The following is a 24,461-nucleotide window of genomic DNA, read 5'->3' on the forward strand; positions in this document are numbered from 1 at the left end:
GCTAGCCATAGGTTGCTCAAAGCACCGCTTTGAGGTTGCAGATAAAGCTGACGTGGTTTAAAGAGATTTTCGAAGAGTATTAAGGAATTTAAGAACCCAAAAAACAACCCTCAGTCGACTGACCGAGGGTTCCTTATTTCATTATTATTCAATAACTTGATTAGCTCAACGCATCCAAGGCATCATCCATTGAAAGAACTTCGTGGAAGACACGTTGTGTCAATTCAGTTTTTTGTTCTGGTGTGAGGTATTTAGTGTTTACACAATATCCAGAGATACGTACGATAACGTCTTCACCTGACATGATCTTTTCGTAAACATCGTTCAAGTCCATAACGTTCAAGTTAACGTGTTGTCCACCGTTTTCGAAGTAACCATCAAGGATTGTTACCAAGTTATCAACTTGTTCGTCACGAGTCTTACCAAGAGCGCGAGGTGATACTTGTGTAGTCAATGAGATACCATCAGCTGCATAACTAAAGTCAAGGCTAGAAAGTGAGTTCAAGTTTTGCAACCATCCACCTTTAGCTTTGTTAGATGGGTTAGCACCTGGTGAGAAGAATTCAAGTTTAGACAAGTTCACAGAACCATCTTCGTTGAGGTATACACCTTTGTGAACTGGTGAGTTACCAGTTTGTTTAGAGTAAGCAACGTTAGATGTGATTGTCAAAAGTGATACTGTAGCTTCAGCGTCTTTGTAAAGTTTGTGGCTACGTAGACGAGTTGTGTAAGCTTCGATCAACCATTCTGCCAATTCGTTTGAACGTGGGTCATCTTCACCCCAACGTGGGTATTCTCCGATTGTTTCGTAATCGTAGATGTAGCCATTTTCATCACGGATTGGTTTAACTGTAGCGTATTTGATAGCTGCCAATGTATCAACAGTGTTGGCAAATCCACAGATACCGAATCCCATGTTCGCACGTTGTTTAGTTGGCAAGAAGGCCATTTGAACAGCTTCGTAGTTGTACTTATCAGTCATGTAGTGAATGATGTTCAAAGCATCTACGTAAGTATCAGTCAACCAGTCAAGAGATTTTTCAAAGTTAGCTTTAACTGATTCAAATTCAAGAACTTCGTCACGGATTGGTTCGATGTCAAATACTTTGTAGTCTTTGTGAACATCGTCGTAACCACCGTTCAAACCAGTAAGAAGGGCTTTCAATACGTTTACACGAGCACCGAAGTACTGGATGTTATGGCGTTGTTCTTCATTTTCTGGGTCAAGTGGAGACACACAGCATGAGATACAGCTCATTTCACCATATCCGTCTTTAGCCATTGTTGTTACACCTTCGTATTGGATAGAAGAGTGTTTGTGGCTCATGTGCATACAGTAGCGACGGAAGTTGTATGGCAATTTATCAGTCCAAAGAACTGTCAAGTTTGGTTCTGGAGAGTTACCGATGTTGTCAAGTGTGTTCAAGAAACGGTAGTCCATCTTAGTAACACGGTGACGACCGTCGTTACCCATACCAGCCATAGAAGTTGTGATGAATGTTGGGTCACCTGAGTACAATTGATCATAAGCTTTTGTACGAGCAAATTTAACTGTACGAAGTTTCATAACGAAATCATCAACGAATTCTTGGATTTCTGATTCAGTAAATGTACCACGAGCAAGGTCACGTTCTGCAAAGATGTCCAATACGATTGGCACACGTCCTAGGGATGTAGCAGCACCGTTGATAACACGGCAGACAGACATGAAGGCGATGTTAACCCATTGGATAGCTTCTTTAACGTTCATAGCTGGTTTGCGAACATCAACTCCGTAAAGATCACCCAAGCGAACAACTTGTTGCAATGCTTGGTATTGAAGGTTGATTTCTTCACGAAGACGGATTGTTTCTTCATCGATTTCTTCGATTGCATTCCAGTCGTTTACTTTTTCTTGCATCAAGTAGTCTGCACCGTAAAGAGCAAGACGTGCGTAAACACCGATGATACGTCCGCGTGAGTATGCATCTGGAAGACCAGTTACAGTGTGTGCGTGACGAGCGCGACGGATGTTTGAAGTGTAGGCACGGAAAATACCGTCGTTAACTGTTGTTACGTATTTAGTAAAGATTTCGTGAACAGCTGGATCTGGTTCGTATCCATTTTCTTTCAAAGTAGTTTCAGCCATACGGATACCACCTTTTGGCATGAAGTTCAATTTGAAGAGTTCATCGTTTTGGATACCGAAGATAACTTCGTTTTCTTTATCGATAAATCCTGCTGGGATATCAGCGATAGATGTTGGACGAGTGTCCATTGGGAAACGAGTTTCTTCGTAGTGAGCCTTAGTTTCTTCTACAATTTTTTTGATGTGAAGTGAACGTTCTGTTGGTCCTGCAAGGAAGCTTTCGTCTCCATCATAAGGTGTGTAGTTAGCTTGTACGAAGCGTGATACACTTGCTTTTTCTTTCCAATCTACGCCTTTGAAGCCTTCCCAAGCTTTGTCAAAAATATCTTGTGCTTCAACAACTGTCTTAACAACCATGTTAATGTCCTCTTTTTTCTTTCTAGTAACAACCATCTGTTACATTCATGAGACAAGTATACCATACAGTAATCGTTTTCAACAAGTAGAAAATCCCTTTTTTTACACTTTCTTTTCTAAAACAGTCTATATTTTGTTCCAAACTGTATTATATTTTTGAAAAAATTATACCCTTTTTTCTTTTTTTCAGAAAAAAGGGTATAATAAAAGAAAATAAGCAGTAAAAAGGGGGCTAGGCATGTTGATTTTTCCTTTATTAAATGATTTGTCAAGAAAAATCATCCATATTGACATGGATGCCTTTTTTGCTGCGGTGGAAATCAGAGATAATCCTAAACTCAGAGGAAAACCTGTCATTATCGGCAGTGACCCTCGGCAAACAGGTGGGCGTGGTGTCGTTTCCACTTGTAGCTATGAGGCGCGAGCTTTTGGTGTCCATTCAGCCATGAGCTCTAAGGAAGCCTATGAGCGTTGTCCCCAGGCCGTCTTCATCTCAGGAAATTATGAAAAATACAAGGCTGTGGGACTCCAGATTCGAACTATCTTTAAGCGCTATACAGATTTGATTGAACCCATGAGCATTGACGAAGCCTATTTGGATGTAACAGAAAATAAACTCGGCATCAAGTCAGCGGTCAAAATTGCTCGCCTCATTCAAAAAGACATCTGGCAAGAACTCCATCTAACTGCTTCCGCAGGCGTTTCTTATAACAAATTCTTGGCTAAAATGGCCAGCGATTATCAAAAGCCACATGGTTTGACAGTGATTCTACCTAACCAGGCTGAGGACTTTCTCAAACAAATGGATATTGCTAAATTTCATGGAGTAGGAAAAAAGACAGTCGAACGTCTTCATCAAATGGGTGTTTTTACCGGCGCTGATTTGCTTGAAGTCCCTGAGGTAACCCTAATAGACCGCTTTGGCAGACTGGGCTACGACCTTTATCGAAAGGCTCGTGGTATCCACAATTCCCCCGTCAAATCCAATCGCATCCGTAAATCAATCGGCAAGGAAAAAACCTATGGGAAAATTCTCCGTGCCGAGGAAGACATCAAAAAAGAGCTGACTCTCCTATCAGAACGAGTCGCTCTCAATCTCAATCAACAAGAGAAAACTGGAAAAATTGTCATTCTGAAAATCCGCTACGAGGACTTTTCAACTCTTACTAAACGAAAAAGTCTTTCTCAAAAAACACAGGATGCTAGTCAGATAAGCCAAATAGCCCTGCAACTCTATGAAGAATTAAGCGTGAAAGAAAGAGGTGTCCGCCTGCTGGGGATTACCGTGACTGGATTTTAATACTTTTCGAAAATCTCTTCAAACTACGTCAGCTCTATCTGCAACCTCAAAACAGTGTTTTGAGCAACCTTTGGCTAGCTTCCTAGTTTGCTCTTTGATTTTCATTGAGTATAAAACCTTGAAGAGGTTCCCCTTCAAGGTTTTTCTTATACAAATAAACGAACAAAGCTATACAGTAGCAAGACACTACCAAGGACAATACGATATTTACCAAACATCGTAAAGTCGTGTTTTTTAACATAGCTGGTCAAGAAGCGAATGGCAACCATGCTGACTGCAAAAGCGACGCCCATCGCAACCAAGAGCAAGAACAATTGCCCAAAGTTCAAGAGTTGTCCTGCTTTTACAAATTTGAAAATCTTTAAGGCACTAGCTCCAAACATAACAGGAATCCCTAGATAGAAGGTAAATTCTGTCACAACAGAACGACTGGTTCCATTTAACAAACCACCGACAATCGTTGCTCCAGAACGGCTTGTCCCTGGTAAAAGGGCAAGAACTTGGAAGAGGCCGATATAGAAGGCTGTCGTATAAGGAAGCTTGTCCAACTCTGTTACACTCGGCTCGATAGCACGAGCTTTATTGCGCTTTTCCAAATAGATAAAGGCAATCCCATAGATAATCAACATGAGAGCAACTGAAACCATGTTATGGAAGTGGGTATCAAACCAATCATCAAACTTAAATACTGCAAGCAAAGGTAAAGTGGCAACCAAGACCTTCAACCACAGTCTCCAAGTCTTACGAACTTCCTGCTTGTCCTTAGTCGGTTTGAAAGGATTGAGCTTGTTAAAGTAAATGACCATAACCGCTAAAATAGCACCAAGCTGAATCACGACATTAAACATGGACATAAAGGCTTCATTTTGATTTTGGTATTGGATAAATTCCTCTGCTAAAATCAAGTGACCTGTACTGGAAATCGGCAACCATTCCGTAATTCCTTCAACAATACCGAAGAAGATAGATTTTAAAATTTCAATAAGATACATAGATTACTCCTTTTTCTATCTTCCATTATAGCATATTTTTTCAGTCTGTGATAGCTCTCTTTAAAAGGCGCCGATACTGCCACCGCCTCCCCCTCCAGAGAAGCCACCGCCAGAACTTCCACTTCCAGAAGATACGGAATAGGTACTTGCTGTATTTGCGACACTAGCATAATGGCTCATTTGCGCGCTTGAATGATAAAACATACTATGCCAGCCATAAGCTACATAGAGGTTGATATCTGGATTTTCCACTTGAATATGATGAACCTTCATCAAATGACTAACCTTATCCGCATAGCCAAATAGGGTTGCATAGACCAAGAGGCGATTCCAGACTACAATACTTTCCAACTCTGCCTGATCCAATCGCGCAATCTCACGTAACATATTTTCAAAACTGGTCCAGAGGTAGTATACTTCTGCTCCTGCTTCATTTAGGACACCATCACGATTATCTAGCCGAAGCTTCCAATAATAGAAAACAGCCAAAACCAAACCTAGAAAACCAAGTATTGGCAAGGGGAAGTAAAGATAGCCATAAACATCCAAACTGTACAAGAACAAACCAAATCCGATAAATAGGGGCAAGATAGTCAAGACACCCATACCTACTTGCAAGGCCTTTTCCCCACCAGTTAAAGGACGATAATAATCTGGGAGCCCCCAGAAGGAAACTCGACTTCTCACTCCTTCTTGCATCTGGTTCAATACTTCTTCAAAAGAAGATTTGAGCTGACGCCCCTTTGCTTGAATCCGTTTTTCATCAGAGACTTTTGCTCTACGATAAAGACTATCAGATACCTTGTAATCCGCAAACAAATTGGAAAGAGTTTCTTCTTTTTTGCCTGAAAAAGCCAGATTTAGACAGTCTTTCTCAAAGCTTGACAAACCATCTTCTTTTACTAGCCTCAAACCAACTGCATCTCCTTCTGAAATGATAGAGACATTCCCACGGTCTATCACATCTAGCAAGGTAGCTTGAATAAGTTGGTCAAAGGTAAATTTTCCAGCTCCTTTTGTTAGAGGACTCACTTCCTCCAAGGAGGTCGAGTAGACAGCCTCTGATAATACCATAGGCTCTAATTCCATTGGTGGCTCATAGAGACGATGATTTTTAGCATATTTGACCGAAGGAGTAGTCTTTCTTCTATAAATAAAATAGAAGCAGACGCTCAGTAACAAGGAGATAGAAAGTATCGAAGGAAATACCCAAGTAAGGAGTTGTTTACTTTGATTTTTTTCTTTAACAATCGAGTCTTCTATCTTATTAAACTCTTCTAAATGATTCCCTTTCAAGCCCTGATCCCTAGCGCTAGCAAAATCAGTTCGAGGCCAATAGGCATGCAATTCAACTCCACGCTTAGACGGAAGATTGTCTAAACGAATAGTATAATCAATGTTACTCTTTTCAATCGTTCCTTCTTTAAAAAGTTTTCCTGTGTGGAAAAAGAGTTTTTCAGCCCCCTTATCACCCCTTACATGAAATTCAAACTTTCCAATAGCCCCTGAACTATCTGTTAAAGGTTGCCAATTTAATTCAGCGATATCATCATATAAAAAAGCAAATTCTTTAAGTTCCAGACAAGGTCAACTTCAACTGTGTCACCTTCCTGACCTGGATTATAAACTTTAACAGTATAACCATCTGCTCCCTCTATCACTTCGCTAGTAACGTCTGCTGGTTCAGCACCATTTTTCGCAGCCTGAACCTTTGGATGAGGATCAATGTCAAATCCACTAGGCATCTTGCCAGCACGTCCAAGTCCCACGATTTGTCCCTTAAAGTCTTCATCAAACCGATAAACTATCTTCTGTCTAAATTCTGCTGTATTGTCTGTATGAATATACAAATCCCCTTGATAGGAGTTTATCTTGAAATCAATGGCCAAAACAGAGAATGGCAGAAGGCAAAATAAGCCTAAGACCAGTAAGAAAAAAATTTTTTTCATCAACTAAGCCCCCTTTTTATCTTTGCTATCATTATATCATTTTTTCTCAAGTAAGGGCTTACCTGTATTGAAAAATAGAGTTTTTTTCGATAAAATAGGAGACGGTTATTTTTTAATAGATTGGAATAGGAGAAATCATGAAAAAAATATACTTATCTATTTTCACAAGTCTCTTGCTGATGCTGGGACTTGTCAATGTTGCTCAAGCCGATGAATATTTACGCATCGGGATGGAAGCAGCATATGCTCCCTTTAACTGGACCCAGGATGATGATAGCAATGGAGCTGTCAAAATCGATGGAACCAACCAGTACGCCAATGGATACGATGTCCAGATTGCCAAGAAAATCGCTAAGGACTTAGGTAAAGAACCTTTGGTTGTTAAAACTAAGTGGGAAGGATTGATTCCCGCCCTCACTTCTGGTAAAATCGACATGATCATTGCTGGTATGAGCCCAACCGCTGAACGCAAACAAGAAATTGCCTTTTCAAGCAGTTATTACACCAGTGAGCCCGTATTAGTAGTTAAAAAAGATTCTACCTATGCTAAAGCTAAAAATTTAAATGACTTCGACGGAGCTAAAATCACTTCACAGCAAGGTGTTTACCTTTATGACTTGATTGAACAAATACCAGGAGCCAAGAAAGAGACGGCAATGGGCGATTTTGCTCAGATGCGTCAAGCTCTTGAGGCTGGCGTTATCGATGCCTATGTTTCTGAACGTCCGGAGGCTTTAACTGCTGAAGTGGCTAATTCAAAATTTAAAATGATTAAACCAGAAACAGAATTCAAGACTGGAGAAGAAGATACAGCTATCGCCATTGGTCTTCGTAAAGATGATAATCGTATCAGTCAAATTAACGCCAGCATCGAAACCATTTCAAAAGATGACCAAGTTGCCTTGATGGATCGTATGATCAAGGAGCAACCTGCCGAAGCTACAACAACTGAAGAGACTAGCAGTAGTTTCTTTAGCCAAGTTGCCAAAATTCTTTCTGAAAACTGGCAACAGCTCTTGCGTGGTGCTGGTATCACTCTTTTAATCTCTATTGTCGGAACCATCATAGGTCTCATTATTGGACTTGCCATCGGTGTCTTCCGTACTGCCCCTCTCTCTGAGAATAAAGCTATTTATGGTCTACAAAAACTAGTTAGTTGGATTCTCAATGTCTACATTGAAATTTTTCGTGGTACACCAATGATTGTTCAATCGATGGTTATCTACTATGGAACTGCTCAAGCTTTTGGGATTAACCTTGACCGCACACTGGCTGCTATCTTCATCGTTTCAATCAACACCGGTGCCTACATGACTGAAATCGTCCGTGGCGGTATCCTAGCAGTTGACAAGGGACAATTCGAAGCTGCCACAGCTCTTGGCATGAGCCACAACCAAACCATGCGTAAGATTGTGCTACCTCAGGTTGTTCGCAATATCCTACCCGCAACTGGTAATGAATTTGTCATCAATATCAAAGATACATCTGTATTGAACGTTATCTCTGTTGTCGAACTGTATTTCTCAGGAAATACCGTGGCAACTCAAACCTATCAATACTTCCAGACATTTACAATCATCGCCGTGATTTACTTTGTCCTCACCTTCACTGTTACTCGCATCTTGCGCTTCATTGAACGAAGAATGGATATGGATACCTATACTACAGGTGGTAACCAATTGCAAACGGAGGAATTGAAATAATGACACAAGCAATCCTTGAAATTAAACACCTCAAAAAATCTTATGGACAAAACGAAGTATTAAAAGACATTTCTCTCACCGTCCACAAGGGAGAAGTTATTTCGATTATCGGAAGTTCAGGAAGTGGTAAATCAACCTTACTACGTTCCATTAACCTTCTTGAAACGCCAACCGATGGACAAATCCTTTATCATGGACAAAACGTCCTCGAAAAAGGATATGACCTCACGCAATACCGTGAAAAGTTGGGAATGGTTTTCCAATCCTTTAACCTTTTTGAAAATCTCAACGTTCTTGAAAATACAATCGTCGCTCAGACAACTGTCCTTAAACGCGAACGTGCAGAAGCTGAAAAGATTGCCAAAGAAAACTTGGAAAAAGTCGGCATGGGAGCACGCTACTGGCAAGCCAAACCAAAACAACTCTCAGGGGGTCAAAAACAACGTGTGGCCATCGCTCGTGCCCTCTCCATGAATCCTGACGCTATTCTCTTTGATGAACCAACATCAGCTCTCGATCCAGAAATGGTTGGAGAAGTCCTCAAAATCATGCAAGATTTGGCTCAGGAAGGCTTGACTATGATTGTAGTGACTCACGAGATGGAATTCGCCCGTGATGTCTCTCACCGTGTGATCTTTATGGATAAGGGTGTGATTGCTGAAGAAGGTAAACCAGAAGACCTCTTCACTAATCCTAAAGAAGACCGTACAAAAGAGTTTCTTCAACGTTATCTCAAATAAAAAGAAAAGGCTGCATCAACCGTGCAGTCTTTTTGTTATACTATAAATGAAAAGGCAGACTCTATTCAAGAATCCGCCATCATCCAAAGATTAATCTTCAAATTTTTCATGATTTTTATCATAGAAATCAATTAAACCTAGAGCCGTTTCAAACGAAATATTTTTTACTTTTGCACGCCCCTGCGCTAGAGCAATGATAGACATTTCACGCGCATTCGTTTCTTTAGAGATACGGTAGCCTGTGATCTTCTTATCACGAACCCAGCCAACAACTGATTCTACTTTTTCAAAGTTTGACTTAGCCATGTCCTTCTCCTATTTTCTTCTTTACGATATTTAATTGTATACGTTTTTATGTCTTTTGTCAATAAAAAAACATATATTCAATAAAATTAATGATTTATTTTTCTATTACTATCTTATTAAAGCTGATAATATATAGGTTTTTGCTTGCTATAAACCATTAGTAATTACCTTTAAAATAATTGCATTATTAACTCTTTTATTTGTAATAATATTCATATTTGCAAATACCAGTTTTTGATAAGTTAGACAGGTTTTATCTTCAACTTTATTCTACTTATCCAACTTTAAAAGGACATTTCTAATAGTGGAAGACTTTATCTCCACACTATTTCTAACTATTCTTTTTCTTCTCCTTCTTCGACTTTCTTCCTGTCTGTATAAGCACTTTTTCACTTGCTCAACTGGTACTATTTATTTACTTTATCAAGATTCCTTTTGTTTCTCCTACCTCATTAAAAGATGAGTAGTCAGTAAACTATTGTATTCTATCTTTCGACATTTTCTACTGCTTTTATCTTCTTAGTATTGATTATTTTTTCTATTTCCTATTATATTTAGCCAAATTTCATATTAGCTATATATAAAATAGTGGATTCTAAAAATACTCCTTATATATAATAAGTAATTTTACTCCCCTACTATAAACTGAATCAAAAAATAATAGGTACTATAATGACTTGTGATAGAAATAACGTAATCGATTTCCTAAGTCCATAGGAATCGCCCCCTTTCTTCACCCTCATTATAGCACCTATACATCAGTTGTGCAAATAATATGATATTTTTTTATTAGTCCTCAGACAAGCATATTATAGAGCGTTTCATTACCATTTAAGTTAATATAAGATGGATCAAAACCTTCCATTCGACGAATCAAGCCTGCATAATCATGCTTATCTGCCAAGGCAATCCCAATCAATACTGGGCCTGTCCCCTTGCTAGCTCGCTTGATATACTCAAAACGTGTGATATCATCATTTGGCCCCAAGATATCATTTACAAACTCACGCAAAGCCCCCGGACGCTGTGGGAAATTAACCACAAAGTAATGCTTGATCCCATCATAAATCAAGGCACGCTCTTCCATTTCCGGCATACGGTTGATATCATTATTTCCTCCAGAAATGATACAACAAATGGTTTTCCCCTTGATATATTCAGCTAAAACCTCTAAAGAGGCGATACTAGCCGCTCCAGCAGGTTCTGCGACAATACCTTGCTTAGAGTAAAGGTCAATCAAGGTTTCAGAAATCAATCCCTCATCGACACCTACTAAGGTTTGAACATGTTGACGAGTTGCTTCATAGGTCAATTGACCTACCTTTTGTACAGCAATCCCATCCGCAAATTTGTCAATTTCTTTGAGTTTAACAGGTCCACCAGCTTCAAAGGCAGCTTTCATGGAACGTGCCCCATTAGCCTCTACTCCGATAACTTCAATTTCTGGACTTGTTTCCTTGATATAAGTAGAAACCCCAGCAATGAGACCTCCGCCACCAACAGGAACCAAGACAGCATCAAAATCAATCGATTCTTTTCGAGCTTCTTCTAAAATCTCATAAGCAACTGTCCCTTGACCTGCCTGAACATGGGCATCATCAAAAGGATCAATAAAGGTACGATTTTCAGAAACTGTAAATTCTTGAGCTGCCTTGGCTGAGGCATCAAAGGTATCGCCAACTAATTTAATGGTCACGAAGTTCCCACCAAAAAAGCGAACTTGCCCAATTTTTTGTTGCGGAGTTGTAATTGGCATAAAAATAGTAGCAGGAATTTTCATCTCATTACAAGTATAGGCAACTCCCTGCGCATGATTTCCCGCAGAAGCACAGACTACCCCACGCTCACGTTCTTCCTTGCTGAGCTGGGAAATGGCATAATAGGCACCACGGATCTTAAAAGAACGAACACGTTGGGCATTTTCTTTTTTCAAATAAATCTTAGCACCATACTTTTCCGATAAATAATGGTCATAATCCAGTGGGGTATTCACAACCACACCGTTCAAGACCTTATGAGCCTTGATGATATCTTTCGAACTTAACATCTTTTTCTCCTAGACTATTTCATACTTATCATAATCCATCTTTTAAAAAGAGATGAATTGATTGATGAATTGATTATAAAAGCGAGTTAGGTCCCCCCAACTCGCCTTCAACTTGATTTCTATCAATTAGTTATAGATTTTGAATGCATCATCGTCGTTTTTACCAACGAAAGGCATTGCTTTACGCAATTCTGCACCAACTTTTTCAATTTCAAGGTTAGCTGCTTGTTCACGGTAAGCAGTCAATTTTGGACGTCCAGATTTATAGTCATTTACAAAGTCATTTGCAAATTTACCATTTTGGATGTCTGCTAAAACAGCTTTCATGTTTTCTTTAACTTGCTCAGTGATTACACGTGGACCTGATACATAGTCACCGTACTCAGCAGTATTTGAAATTGATTGACGCATTTTCTTGAATCCACCTTCGTAGATCAAGTCAACGATCAATTTCATTTCGTGAAGAACTTCAAAGTAAGCCAATTCTGGGGCGTAGCCTGCTTCTGTCAAGACTTCGAAACCTGCTTCGATAAGGGCAGTCAAACCACCACAAAGTACAGCTTGTTCACCAAACAAATCTTCTTCAGTTTCTTCTTTATATGTTGTTTCAAGAAGACCTACACGAGCTGCTCCAACACCTTTACACCAGTCCATAGCAATGTTTTTAGCATTTCCTGTTGCATCTTGATAAACTGCGTAAAGAGCTGGCACACCAAATCCTTCTTCGTAAGTACGACGTACCAAGTGTCCTGGTCCTTTAGGAGCACACATGAAGACATCTACATCTGCAGGAACTTTGATAAATTCAAAGTGGATGTTGAAACCATGGGCAAATCCAACTGCATTTCCAGCTTCCAAGTTTGGAGCGATTTCTGCTTCGTACAATTCTTGTTGGATTTCGTCTGGTGCCAAAATCATGATAACATCAGCCAATTTAGTAGCTTCTGCTACTGTGTAAGTGTCAAATCCATCTTCTTTTGCTTTGTCAAAAGATTTACCTGGACGTACACCGATGATGACATCGCGACCTGAATCACGCAAGTTTTGAGCATGCGCATGTCCTTGTGAACCATAACCAATAACGGCGATTTTTTTACCGTCAAGTGCTGCTACTTTAACATCTTTTTCGTATTCCATTTGAACTGCCATAGTTTTTCTCTCTTTTCTATTATTCATTGCCTTTTAGGCTGGTTTAACAAATTTAAAATATTTTTATACTCAACGAAAATCAAAGAGCAAATTAGAAAGCTAGCCGCAGACTGCTCAAAGCACTGCTTTGAGGTTGTAGATAAGACTGACGGAGTCAGTAACATATACCTACGGCAAGGCAAAGCTAACGTGATTTGAAGAGATTTTAGAAGAGTATTAATCGCGGGTAAATCCAGTTGCGCCAGTTCGAGCAATATTGCGAATACCGTATGGTCGAATGACTCGCAATAGAGCTTCACTCTTTTCAGCATTTCCTGTCATCTGAATGGTAATCGAGCTTGGTGCTACGTCCACCACTGTTGCACGGAAAGGTTGAATAATCGCTAGAATCTCAGCGCGCTTCTCAGCTGGCGCTGACACCTTAACCAAAATTACCTCGCGCTCCAAATGAGGCTTGTCTGTAATATCTCGAATGCGAATCACATCAATCTGACGATTGAGTTGCTTAATGATTTGCTCCACTTCATCATGAGAAGCTACATCAATAATAATGGTGATACGCGATACATTCGGATCTTCTGTTGCTCCAACAGAGATGCTTTCAATATTAACCTGACGACGAGATAGGACACCTGTAAAGCGATTGAGGACTCCTGAACGATTTTGTAGTTTTGCTGTTAACATTCTACGCATGGAACTTCACCCCCAACATCTCATGATTACTCTTACCAGCTGGTACCATCGGTAACACCTGTTCCTTACGAGAAATATCTACCTCAATTAGCATAGGAACATCCTCAGTGATGACTTCAAGTTCTTGAGCCAAGGTCTCGGGATTGTCAAACTTATAGTTTTTAATTCCATAAGCTTGCGCCATCAATTGGAAATCAGGAAGAGTATCAAAGACCGACTCAGATGTTCTACCTTCATAGAAGGATTCCTGCCACTGGCGAACCATTCCAAGCGAGTGGTTGTTCAGCATAACCACCTTGATTGGCACCTTGTAGATGTTCAGAATAGCCAATTCTTGGTTGGTCATTTGGAAACCACCATCCCCAACAAACAAGACTACTTCCTTATCTGGGTTAGCAATTTTAGCTCCAATTGCTGCTGGAATTCCGAATCCCATCGTTCCCAAACCACCTGAAGTCACTAACTGACGTTCATTTTGGTAGGGATAATACTGGGCTGTCCACATTTGGTGTTGACCAACGTCTGTTACCACAATGGCATCTCCGTTAGTTAATTCACCAATTCGTTCAATAACAGCTTGCGGCTGAACCACACGCTCTTTCTTATCATAAGAACGAACACGGTTCTTGTCTTTAGTAACTTTTTCAATCCATTTTTCAGTATTGTTATGAACTGTCGGTTCTGCTAGTAACATTTGCAAGGCTTTCTTAGCATCTCCAACTACTGGAATATCTGCACTGATAATCTTACCAATCTCAGCTGGGTCAATATCAATGTGAGCAACCTTTGCATTCTTAGCAAAAGTCTTAGGATTCCCCGTCAAGCGGTCATCAAAACGGCAACCAATACTAATCATAAAATCAGCTTCTGTCATGGCAATATTAGCTGCGAAAGATCCGTGCATGCCTCCCATTCCAAGAAAGAGTGGATGAGTCGTTGCAATCGTACCTTGCCCTAAAAGACTGGTGACCACCGGAATTTGATAGCGCTCTGCAAATTCATTTAATTCTGCAGCGGCTTCAGCATAACTAATTCCACCACCAGCTAGCAAGACTGGCTTTTTAGCCTTGGATAATTGCTTCAAGATTTTCTTGATTTGCATATCATTTGGCTCAAGAGTTGGCTGATAGCTTGGTAGGTTCACTTCTGGTGAATAGATGAAGTCGGTTTCTAAAGCAGATACGTCTTTAGGTAGGTCAATGACGACCGGCCCTGGACGGCCTGTAGTTGCGATATGGACAGCTTCCGTAATGATACGCGGAATATCAGCTGTCTCACGAACTTGGTAATTGTATTTAGTGATTGGCATGGTAATTCCCACGATGTCTGCCTCCTGAAAGGCATCCTTCCCAATCCCTGCTCGCGCCACTTGACCTGTAAAGACCAAAAGGGGAACGCTATCGCTCATGGCATCTGCAATCCCTGTAATGGCATTTGTTGCTCCTGGTCCACTAGTGACGACGGCAACACCCAACTTTCCAGTTGATTTGGCATAACCTTCAGCTTCATGCAAACAACCTTGCTCATGGCGTCCTAGAATGTGGCGAATGCCTTTAAAATTATATATCGCATCATACAAAGGCAAGACTGCACCACCAGGATAACCAAAGATGGTATCAATTCCTAAATCACGAAGTGTTTCCAAAACTAGGTCCGACCCCGTCTTAGGAGATTCTAAACTGATTTTCTCCATTGTTCCCCTTTCTCTTCTCTTAAAAATAACTTGTTACTATCATACCATTTTTTCAAAATTTTTCAAGAGAAAAGAAGAAATTTTCTGAATTTTCTATTTTAACGTTTATTTATGAATGTTATTTTTGTTTTTATAAAAAAGATATCGGTTTCATTTACTAAAAAAGAAAAAAGAACTGATTTCTCAGTCCTTCATTAATCTTATTCCACACTAAATAGGTATGGGTAAACTGGTTGTTGGCCTTGGTGAATCTCGACTTCAACATCTTCGAATTCTTCTGCGATTTCTTGGGCAATTTCATTGGCAAGTTCTTCGCTTCCGTCTTCACCGACATAGAAGGTTACGATTTCACTATATTCATCCAACATATGTTTCAAGGTTTCTGTCAAAGTTTGGTGCATATCAGGGTTTGACACGAGGATTTTCCCATCCACCATACCAAGATTATCATTTTCATGGATTTCTAAGCCATCAATGGTTGTATCACGCACAGCTGTTGTGACGCTTCCACTAACGACATCGCTAAGAGCAGCAGTCATACGCTCTTGATTTTCTTCGATGGACTTGCTTGGATCAAAGGCGAGAAGACTTGTCAAACCTTGTGGCAAAGTACGAGATTCCACCACTACTGCTGGTTGCTCCAAAACTTCTGCTGCAGATTGAGCTGCCATGAAGATATTTTTGTTGTTTGGCAGGAAGATAATGTTACGAGCGTTGACCTGTTCAACAGCCTTGATAAAGTCTTCTGTTGAAGGGTTCATAGTTTGACCGCCTTCGATAACATAATCTACACCTTGAGAACGGAAGATATCTGCTAGACCTTTACCAGCCACTACAGCAATCAAAGCATACTCTTTTTCTTCAGCTGGTTTGCTAACTTGGGCAGCTTCTTTTTCAACCTGCGCTTCGTGTTGATTCCGCATATTGTCAACTTTTACCTTGACCAAGCTACCATATTTAAGACCTTCTTGCATAACAAGTCCTGGATCTTCTGTATGGACATGGACTTTGACAATTTCATCATCATTGACAACAAGGAGAGAATCCCCAAGTTCATTCAAGTAGTTACGGAACTCGTCATAGTCAAAATCTTTGGCATAGGTTGGACCTTGCTTAAGAGCAACCATGATTTCAGTACAATAACCAAAGGTAATGTCCTCAGTCGCTACGTGACCAGCCACAGACTTATGATGCTCTGCATTGATCATCTCACTCATGTTGGCAGGAGTCGCTACAAAGTCCTCAGATGCAATATATTCACCAGTAAGAGCTGAAAGGAAACCTTCATAGATGAAGACTAGTCCTTGACCACCTGAATCCACAACGCCAACTTCTTTCAATACTGGAAGCATATCTGGCGTTTTAGCTAGAGCTGTTTTAGCACCTTCCAAGGCTGCGCGCATGACTTCAACAGCATCATCTGTCTGCTCAGCCTTTTTCTTAGCACCGATAGCAGCCCCACGAGAAACTGTCAAAATCGTTCCTTCAACTGGCTTCATCACTGCCTTATAAGCAACTTCTACACCTGATTGGAAGGCAAGGGCCAAGTCTTGACCTGTTAACTCGTCTTTATCCTTGATAGCTTGTGAAAATCCACGGAAAAGCTGAGACGTAATAACTCCTGAGTTCCCACGCGCACCCATCAAAAGACCTTTGGCAAGAATGCTCGCTACCTCTCCAACAGTAGAAGCTGGCTTGTCTGCAACTTCTTTAGCTCCATTTTCAATGGTCATTCCCATGTTTGTTCCAGTATCTCCATCTGGAACTGGAAAGACGTTTAATGAATTGACATATTCAGCTTGCTTATTCAAGCGAGTTGATGCAGCCTGCACCATTTCTTGAAATAAGCTAGTAGTAATTTTTGACACAGTTATTCTCCTACAACTTTGATATTTTGAATGTAGACATTTACAGTCTGAGCAGTAATTCCAAGCTGGTTTTCCAAGCTAAAACGAACACGCTCTTGAATGTTTTTTGACACTTCGCTAATCTTTGTTCCGTAGCTCAACACGGTATATACATCAACTGCAATACTGCCATCTTCGGCCGCCTTTACGACGACACCTTTGGAATAATTTTCCTTACCTAGAAGGGCTTGAAAATTATCTTTGAGGGCATTTTTACTAGCCATACCGACCACACCAAAAATCTCAGTTGCTGCTCCACCTACGACGGTTGCAATCACTTCATCTGTTAGTTCGATTTGACCATCTTTTGTATTAATTTTTACAGTCATCCTTTTTACCTCAACTAGTTGATACTCTATTTTATCATATTTCAGCCCAAGTGTAAAAGCAGAATACTGTATCAGCGGATATTTACTCTATTTTTCAGATGATTTTATACCTACAGTAAAAGAAAAAAGACCCTGAGGTCTCCTTACTTTTATTATTAAACGCGTTCAACTTTACCTGATTTCAAAGCACGAGCTGAAGCCCAAACTTTTTTAGGTTTACCATCGATAAGAACAGTAACTTTTTGAAGGTTTGGTTTTACGGCACGTTTTGTTTGGTTCATCGCGTGTGAACGGTTGTTTCCTGATACAGTCTTACGACCTGTAAAGTAACATACTTTAGCCATTGTGTTTTCCTCCTATTAGATCTAATATAGCGGATGTGCTAGCACCACATACCGTACTATGTTATCACACTTTCTTCATTTTTGCAAGAGAATTGGAAGATTTTTTTATTTAACGTAGACAATCCCCAACTTCCCAAAAGCCACATCTCCACGGATAATCAAGGTTTTGCTGGTTGGCGCTAGAGGAGTATCTGCCTTGGCTACACCACAGAAAGTTTCTACCTTTAAATCAACTCCCCAATGTTGAGGAACATAGATAACTGCATTCCCAAAACCGACTTCCACTTTCAGGGTTGCGGTATCTCCTAAAATCTCTGCATTGTCATAATATATCTTGGCATTGCCAAAACCAACTTCTACTTGATCTTCTACCAATTCTTGCTCTTGCTTGTAGAAAGTCCCACTTCCAAAAGCAACTTCCTTATCTGTTAGAATGGTCTTTTTACCATCATACCACCATTTTTTCCCATTCCAAGTTCTGTTAGAATGAGTGATTGCGCTGACACCCATTACGATTAAAATACTTGCCCAGAACAATGACTGATTGGGAATTGGTAAAATGCCATAAAAGTGGTTAGCAATCATTAAGGCTACTAGAGCTGTAAAAGAGGCTGAAGTTAAGTGACGACGCAACAAAGCTCCAACTGATTGATAGGCAAAAAATGCAATACCAAGCAAGGGCCAAATTTGCCCACCGAATGAAGGGATTCCAAAATTCCCTTGTAATAATATTAAAGCCGCAAAAATAATCAACACAATACCAAATGCTTTCTTTTTCATGTTCTTACCTCATGTTTCTTAGATTTTCTTTTAGGAGGGATTGGTAATGTCGTGAGACATGAACCTCCTTGTGGGTCTGATAAAAGGAAATGGTGCCCGTTCCTGAAAAGGACTTGTCCACCGAGTAAACCTGACGGATATTTGCAATAGTCGACTTGGATACCCGACTAAAATAGCGAGGAAGGATAGCCTCTAACTCATAGAGTTTAAGCCGAACCTCGTAGGCATCTTTCTGGGTATGGGCGTAAATCTTGCTCCCTTCTGTCTCAAAGAAGAGAATTTCCGATAAGTCCAGATAATATTCACCTGTTCCCTTGTAAAAAATCAACCTCGGAGACTTGGACTCTTGCAAGAGGCGCTGTAAATCCGCAATCTCATCTGTCAAAGTCGCTGCCTTGATGATAATTTCAGTTTCCTCTAAATTGCTGTCAATTTCGATTCGTAACTTCATTCCATCTCCTTTCTGACTCTACTATATCAAAGCTAAAATAAGAAAACAAGAGCAAAAAAGCAAGTGGTTACTTTAGACTCGTAAGTGGTTGTGGAACTCCCTTAACTTACAGGTCAACATAGAAAGAAAATCACACCCCACACAAGGGCACAAATATAACCAACTAGAACATCCTTAGGAAAATGCACTCCACCTAAGACTCTCACTAGACCGAGGAGGGCTGATAAGGTCAAACAAATCATCCCCATAGTTAGACTAGCATGCAAGCAAGCCATGGAGATAATGGTTGCTGAAAAGACATGACGACTGGGCATAGACTGACCAGGACTATCTCTGTCAAGTAGCGGGATAATTTCCCAAACTTCATAAGGCCTAGGAGCATTGATTTTCTTACGAAGAAAGGACAAAATCACAAAACCTGATGCAGGGATAAACACATACATCAAGACCTGTTTCCCAAATCCTTCTCGGAAATAGATAGTGGTTAACAAGGTCAGATATACTATAGGCATAACTACTACCATGAATCGATTGAAAGTTCTTAACAAGCTCAGAAGAAAGGGCCTATTTTCAATGTTAGCAGCAATGTAGTCATACCATTCTTGATAATTTTTCATATATTTTCTCATCACTTACTCAAATTTTGCTTACAGGGAAGCACTTGTCTTCTAGTATAGTGCAGAAAAAGAAGGCCGTCAAGCCTTCTTTGGGTTTATTCTTCTGCTTCGTCTTCTGTAAACTGACTGTTGTAGAGGTCAGCGTAGAAACCAGCTTGCGCCATCAGCTCATCATGATTTCCTTGCTCAATGATATTTCCATCTTTCATAACCAGAATAAGATCAGCATTACGGATGGTTGACAAGCGGTGGGCGATGACAAAGGAAGTTCTGCCCTCCATCAAACGATCCATGGCTTTCTGAATCAATTCCTCTGTACGGGTATCAACAGAAGAAGTCGCCTCATCCAAAATCAAGAGTGGTGCATCTTTCAGCAAAGCACGAGCAATGGTCAAGAGTTGTTTTTGCCCGACAGACAAGGTCACTATATCGTCCAAGATGGTATCATAACCATCTGGTAGGGTCATGATAAAGTGGTGAATCCCCACAGCCTTGCTGGCTTCAATCACATGCTCATCACTAATACCCTTTTGGTTATAGATGAGATTATCTCGGATAGTGCCTTCAAAGAGCCAAGTGTCCTGCAAGACCATTGAAAAGGCATCGTGTACTTCCGAACGCTTCATCTCCTTGGTATCTACACCATCAATGCGGATACTTCCCTTATCAAACTCATAGAACTTCATCAAAAGATTGACAATGGTTGTCTTACCAGCTCCGGTCGGTCCGACAATGGCAACCTTTTGACCTGCATGAGCTGTCGCAGAAAAGTCATGGATAATAGTTCGCTCTGGTGTGTAACCAAAGGAAACTCGTTCAAAGACTACTTGACCTTTCATATCGCTCAATTGTCTTTCTTTATGGGATTCATCTTCCATCTCCTCTTCAACTAAGAATTCGAAGACACGCCCCATGGCTGCGCTAGCCTGCTGAAGACTGCTAATCCCTTGAGCGATTTGTGAAAGAGGCTGAGAAAAGATACGAACGTAGGCCATAAAGGCAACGATAATCCCAATACTAATCTGCCCATTCAAGGCCAAGGCTGCACCAACGATAATCACTAGGGCATAGCTAAAGTTCCCAATAAACATCATAATCGGCATCATAATCCCTGAAATAAACTGAGATTTCCAGATACTATCATATAGACGATGGTTTAATGTTGCAAATTCTTCTTTCGTGCTCTCGATAGCATTGTAACTGGTCACCACATTATGGCCAGAGTACATTTCCTCTACATAGCCATTGACAGCTGCCAAATCCTGTTGCTGACTCTTAAAGAAGCTCTGAGATTTGCCCATAAAGACAGACACGAAAGCAAAACCGATAAGAGTTGACACAACCGTCACCAAGGCTAAAATCCAGTTCATCCCAAACATGGTCACCAAGACTGCCACGACCAGTAAAGTGGATGAAAGAACTGTTCCCAGACTTTGATTGAGAGACTGGGCTGCCGTGTCAACGTCATTGGTCACACGAGATAAGGTATCCCCTTGAGAATGTCCATCAAAATACCCCAATGGAAGACGATTAATTTTCTCTGCAATCGCTCTTCTCAAACGTTCTGAAAAACGTTGAATGGCTGTTGTAAACAGAAAGGCCTGCAAATAATTTGATAGAAGCCCGATTACATATATAACGGCCAAAAAACCACCAATAGCTGCAACCGCAGCGACATCCACACTTGTTCCCAGACCACTAGCAATAATATTGGTCATTTCCTTGATACGAGTTGGACCATATACAGTAATGATATTGGATAAGATTGTTGCTAGAAAGGCGATCAGAAGGGCAAACTGGAGACCTGCAAGATAGGGTTTACTCTGTTTCCATAGAGACATTTTTTTATTTTCCATGTTCCAATTCCTCCTTCGATAGTTGTGAATAGGCAATTTCTTGATAAACTTCGTTATTAGCTAGAAGTTCCTTGTGGGTGCCTTGTCCCACGACTTTACCTTGATCCAAGACCAAAATCAAATCTGCATCCATAATCGTTGAAATACGCTGTGCGACGATAAGCTTGGTCATAGATTTTGTTTTCTCTGCTAGCTCTTGGCGTAGGACACGGTCTGTCTTGTAGTCCAAGGCTGAGAAGGAGTCATCAAAGATGAGAATTTCTGGCTTCCGAGCCAAGGCACGCGCAATGGCCAGACGCTGTCTTTGTCCACCTGAGAAGTTAGTTCCTCCTTGGGCTACTTCTGACGCCAAGCCCGCTTCCTTGTCTTCGATAAAGTTCTTAGACTGGGCCAATTCTAAGGCTTGCCACATAGCTTGTTCACTAAGTGGTGTTTCTTGACTTTGTCCAAAGTCTAGATTGTCTTTGACATCACCTGAAAAGAGAACAGCTTTTTGTGGAATATAACCAACCTTGTTGCGCAAATCTTCTAGAGCATAGTCTTGAACATTGACACCGTCCACCAGAATTTCTCCTGCTGATACGTCATAGAAACGTGGAATCAGATTGACCAGAGTTGATTTACCTGAACCCGTTGACCCAATAAAGGCCACTGTTTGACCCGCTTCTGCTCTAAAGCTAACATGCTCGATAACTGCCTCCGAATTTGCCGCATAGCGGAAGGTCACATCCTTAAACTCGACCTGACCTTTGAGGTTTTCATCAGCCAGCTGCACTTGAGCAGGTTTTTGGATAGAAGAATGCAAATCTAAAACTTGATTAATCCGCTTAGCAGAGATCATGGTGCGAGGAAGAACGATGAAGAGCGCCCCCATAAGAAGGAAGCCCATGACAACCTGCATAGCATAAGACATGAAAACAATCATGTCACTAAAGAGAGGCAGACGCGCTATCGGAGCAGCGTCGTTAATCACATAGGCCCCAATCCAGTAAATCGCCACACTCAAACCACTTGAAATCCCCATCATGATAGGGTTCAAAATAGCCATAAGACGGTTGACAAACAAGTTCAAGCGTGTCAATTCATCATTTGCTGCTGCAAATTTTTCATTTTGGTATTCTTCAGCATTGTAGGCGCGAACAACACGAATACCTGTTAAACTCTCACGAGTGATACTGTTCAGTTTATCAGTCAGACTTTGAATCAAGGACTGTTTTGGAAAGGCTAGCGTCATCAAGACTGTCGTCATCAAAACATTGACAATCACTGCTACAAGAACGGCCCAGAGCCAGTATTCTGAATGGCCTAAAATCTTCCCGATAGCCCAGATAGCCATAATCGGACCACGCGTTACCACTTGCAAGCCCATGGTAATCAACATTTGAACTTGAGTAATGTCATTGGTAGTACGCGTCAAGAGACTGGGAATAGAGAATTTCTTAATCTCTGTCTGCGAGTAATCCAAAACTCGATTAAAAATATCACTTCTCAGCCTACTAGTATAGGAAGCAGCCACTCTGGATGCAAAAAATCCAACTGCAACTGCGGACAAGAAGGCAAAAAAGGACATTCCGACCATCATACCTGCTGGTTGCCATAACTCATCCAAGTTGGTTCCTTGACTTCCTAGCAAATCCGTAATTTTCGAGATATAGGTCGGAACTTCCAACTCTAGGTAGACTGAAAAGCAGGTAAAGAGAATGGCTAGTAAAATCATCCCCCATTCTTTGCTACTAATTCGTTTAGCTAATTTCTTCATTATCTCCTCCTATTCTCTTGATATTTTCCTGTAGTTGATTAAGGACTTTCTCAAAAATCAGTAATTCATCTTCATCAATGTCTGCCATCAACTGGTTGTCAATGCGTTCAAAGAAGGCTTTAACCTGCTTCATTTGAGAACGCGATTTGTCCGTCAGACGAACAAACTTAGCCCGCTTATCGACAGGACTCGCCTCCAATTCCACCAAACCATTTTGCACCATGCGTTTGACCAGGTTACTCGCCACAGACTTGGTAATATTGAGTTCCTGCTCGATATCTTTAATCAAGACCAAGTTTTGGTTTTTCTCACGGCTATCCAAAAAACGTACAACCTGACCCTGTGGTCCACCCATAAATTCAATACCACAACGTTTGGCTTCCTTTTGCACCATAAGGTGAACCTGATGACCAAAACGTTTAAAAGCTAACATTGGCTTATCCATGATTGCTCCTTTTTACACATAAATAGTTCTCTAGAGAACCAATAAGTTTTCATGAGAACTATTTTACCACTTTGAAAAAAGATGTCAAGAAAAAGTTTCCTAGAGAACTATTTTCTTTATTCAAAAAATCCCAAGTGAGCTTATCACTTAGGATCATGTTCTCTAGGTTAAATCAGAACCCGTCTACGTTCGTATAAATCTTTTGTACATCTTCATCGTCTTCAAGAACGCTGTAAAGTTTTTCAAAGGTTTCAAGGTCATCGCCTGACAATTCCACTTCTGACTGAGGAATCATTTCCAATTCAGTCACTTGGAATTCTTCAATACCTGACTCACGAAGGGCAACGATAGCCTTGTGAAGGTCAGTTGGAGCTGTGTAAACTGTGATTGTTCCTTCTTCTGCTTCTACATCGTCCACATCCACATCTGCTTCAAGCAATTGCTCAAAGACTGCGTCCGCATCTTCACCTGCAAATACAATAACACCCTTGTTATCAAAGAGGTATGAAACCGAACCTGAAGCACCCATATTTCCGCCATTTTTACCAAAAGCTGCACGGACATTAGCCGCTGTACGGTTAACGTTTGAAGTCAAAGTATCCACGATCAACATAGAACCATTTGGTCCAAAACCTTCGTAACGTCCTTCTGTAAAGGTTTCGTCTGTATTTCCTTTAGCCTTATCCAAAGCTTTATCGATAACGTGTTTTGGTACTTGAGCTTGTTTAGCACGGTCGATAACGAATTTCAAGGCTGAGTTTGATTCTGGATCCGGATCACCTTTTTTAGCTGCTACATAGATTTCTACACCAAATTTTGCATATACTTTAGAGTTAGCTCCATCTTTAGCCGTTTTCTTGGCTACGATATTGGCCCATTTACGTCCCATTAGAATCTCCTTTTTTCACATTTTAAT

20 protein-coding genes and 1 pseudogene are annotated in these 24,461 nt (G+C 40.6%); 3 read left to right on the forward strand and 18 right to left on the reverse strand.

The window, feature by feature from the left end; genetic code table 11:
* Positions 1 to 160 precede the first annotated feature (160 nt).
* On the reverse strand, positions 161 to 2,485 hold the full coding sequence (pflB, locus tag SK637_RS08370; protein ID WP_000260630.1) for a formate C-acetyltransferase: 2,325 nt from the start codon (positions 2,483 to 2,485) through the stop codon (positions 161 to 163).
* Between the two features lie 238 nt (positions 2,486 to 2,723).
* On the opposite strand from pflB, the gene dinB reads away from it, so the two are divergent.
* Positions 2,724 to 3,785 carry a DNA polymerase IV gene (gene dinB / locus SK637_RS08375; RefSeq protein WP_033689395.1) on the forward strand — a complete coding sequence of 354 codons (1,062 nt, stop codon included), beginning with the start codon at positions 2,724 to 2,726 and terminating at the stop codon, positions 3,783 to 3,785.
* A gap of 146 nt (positions 3,786 to 3,931) precedes the next feature.
* Here the strand turns inward: dinB and SK637_RS08380 are convergent, their stop codons facing one another.
* Entirely contained in the window at positions 3,932 to 4,777 is an 846-nt protein-coding gene (locus tag SK637_RS08380) for an undecaprenyl-diphosphate phosphatase (protein ID WP_033689396.1), read from the reverse strand.
* Between the two features lie 60 nt (positions 4,778 to 4,837).
* A pseudogene (locus SK637_RS08385) lies at positions 4,838 to 6,726 on the reverse strand (DUF2207 family protein).
* A gap of 137 nt (positions 6,727 to 6,863) precedes the next feature.
* Between SK637_RS08385 and SK637_RS08390 the strand changes: the two are divergent.
* Entirely contained in the window at positions 6,864 to 8,429 is a 1,566-nt protein-coding gene (locus tag SK637_RS08390) for an ABC transporter substrate-binding protein/permease (protein ID WP_033689397.1), read from the forward strand.
* Complete coding sequence (locus SK637_RS08395) at positions 8,429 to 9,169, forward strand: amino acid ABC transporter ATP-binding protein (protein ID WP_000189492.1); 741 nt, start codon at positions 8,429 to 8,431, stop codon at positions 9,167 to 9,169. The genes SK637_RS08390 and SK637_RS08395 overlap by 1 nt, the downstream gene beginning before the upstream one ends.
* Positions 9,170 to 9,259: 90 nt before the next feature.
* Here SK637_RS08395 and SK637_RS08400 read toward each other — a convergent pair whose 3' ends face one another.
* The 15 genes from SK637_RS08400 to SK637_RS08480 all read right to left on the reverse strand — a co-directional run bounded on the left by SK637_RS08400 (position 9,260) and on the right by SK637_RS08480 (position 24,434).
* Positions 9,260 to 9,475, reverse strand: a complete 216-nt coding sequence (locus tag SK637_RS08400) for a capsule biosynthesis transcriptional regulator (RefSeq protein ID WP_001130035.1) — start codon at positions 9,473 to 9,475, stop codon at positions 9,260 to 9,262.
* 796 nt (positions 9,476 to 10,271) lie between these two features.
* Positions 10,272 to 11,522, reverse strand: coding sequence for a threonine ammonia-lyase IlvA (gene ilvA, locus SK637_RS08405; protein ID WP_033689399.1), 1,251 nt, complete (start codon positions 11,520 to 11,522; stop codon positions 10,272 to 10,274).
* A gap of 126 nt (positions 11,523 to 11,648) precedes the next feature.
* Positions 11,649 to 12,671, reverse strand: a complete 1,023-nt coding sequence (ilvC, locus tag SK637_RS08410; RefSeq protein WP_033689400.1) for a ketol-acid reductoisomerase — start codon at positions 12,669 to 12,671, stop codon at positions 11,649 to 11,651.
* Between the two features lie 216 nt (positions 12,672 to 12,887).
* The gene (gene ilvN / locus SK637_RS08420) at positions 12,888 to 13,364 is read right to left on the reverse strand and encodes an acetolactate synthase small subunit (RefSeq protein ID WP_033689401.1); all 477 of its coding nucleotides are present in this window, start codon (positions 13,362 to 13,364) and stop codon (positions 12,888 to 12,890) included.
* The gene (locus SK637_RS08425; protein WP_033689402.1) at positions 13,357 to 15,057 is read right to left on the reverse strand and encodes an acetolactate synthase large subunit; all 1,701 of its coding nucleotides are present in this window, start codon (positions 15,055 to 15,057) and stop codon (positions 13,357 to 13,359) included. Before SK637_RS08425 ends, ilvN begins: the two co-directional genes overlap by 8 nt.
* A gap of 200 nt (positions 15,058 to 15,257) precedes the next feature.
* Positions 15,258 to 16,925 carry a DAK2 domain-containing protein gene (locus tag SK637_RS08430; protein ID WP_033689403.1) on the reverse strand — a complete coding sequence of 556 codons (1,668 nt, stop codon included), beginning with the start codon at positions 16,923 to 16,925 and terminating at the stop codon, positions 15,258 to 15,260.
* A 2-nt stretch (positions 16,926 to 16,927) separates the two neighbouring features.
* Positions 16,928 to 17,293, reverse strand: a complete 366-nt coding sequence (locus SK637_RS08435) for an Asp23/Gls24 family envelope stress response protein (RefSeq protein WP_000216437.1) — start codon at positions 17,291 to 17,293, stop codon at positions 16,928 to 16,930.
* Between the two features lie 155 nt (positions 17,294 to 17,448).
* Positions 17,449 to 17,637: a 50S ribosomal protein L28 gene (gene rpmB / locus SK637_RS08440; protein ID WP_001140948.1), complete on the reverse strand. Its 189-nt coding sequence runs from the start codon at positions 17,635 to 17,637 to the stop codon at positions 17,449 to 17,451.
* Positions 17,638 to 17,742: 105 nt separating this feature from the next.
* Entirely contained in the window at positions 17,743 to 18,417 is a 675-nt protein-coding gene (locus SK637_RS08445) for a LiaF transmembrane domain-containing protein (RefSeq protein WP_033689404.1), read from the reverse strand.
* A 4-nt stretch (positions 18,418 to 18,421) separates the two neighbouring features.
* On the reverse strand, positions 18,422 to 18,868 hold the full coding sequence (locus SK637_RS08450; protein ID WP_033684350.1) for a LytTR family DNA-binding domain-containing protein: 447 nt from the start codon (positions 18,866 to 18,868) through the stop codon (positions 18,422 to 18,424).
* A 113-nt stretch (positions 18,869 to 18,981) separates the two neighbouring features.
* Positions 18,982 to 19,485, reverse strand: a complete 504-nt coding sequence (locus SK637_RS08455; RefSeq protein WP_033689405.1) for a phosphatase PAP2 family protein — start codon at positions 19,483 to 19,485, stop codon at positions 18,982 to 18,984.
* 95 nt (positions 19,486 to 19,580) lie between these two features.
* On the reverse strand, positions 19,581 to 21,341 hold the full coding sequence (locus tag SK637_RS08460; protein ID WP_033689406.1) for an ABC transporter ATP-binding protein: 1,761 nt from the start codon (positions 21,339 to 21,341) through the stop codon (positions 19,581 to 19,583).
* Positions 21,331 to 23,100: an ABC transporter ATP-binding protein gene (locus SK637_RS08465; RefSeq protein WP_033689407.1), complete on the reverse strand. Its 1,770-nt coding sequence runs from the start codon at positions 23,098 to 23,100 to the stop codon at positions 21,331 to 21,333. Before SK637_RS08465 ends, SK637_RS08460 begins: the two co-directional genes overlap by 11 nt.
* The gene (locus SK637_RS08470) at positions 23,084 to 23,545 is read right to left on the reverse strand and encodes a MarR family winged helix-turn-helix transcriptional regulator (RefSeq protein ID WP_033689409.1); all 462 of its coding nucleotides are present in this window, start codon (positions 23,543 to 23,545) and stop codon (positions 23,084 to 23,086) included. The genes SK637_RS08465 and SK637_RS08470 overlap by 17 nt, the downstream gene beginning before the upstream one ends.
* Before the next feature lie 172 nt (positions 23,546 to 23,717).
* Positions 23,718 to 24,434 carry a YebC/PmpR family DNA-binding transcriptional regulator gene (locus SK637_RS08480; RefSeq protein WP_000532882.1) on the reverse strand — a complete coding sequence of 239 codons (717 nt, stop codon included), beginning with the start codon at positions 24,432 to 24,434 and terminating at the stop codon, positions 23,718 to 23,720.
* Positions 24,435 to 24,461: the final 27 nt, after the last annotated feature.

The organism is Streptococcus mitis (assembly GCF_000722765.2).
Lineage (GTDB): Bacteria > Bacillota > Bacilli > Lactobacillales > Streptococcaceae > Streptococcus > Streptococcus mitis_AQ.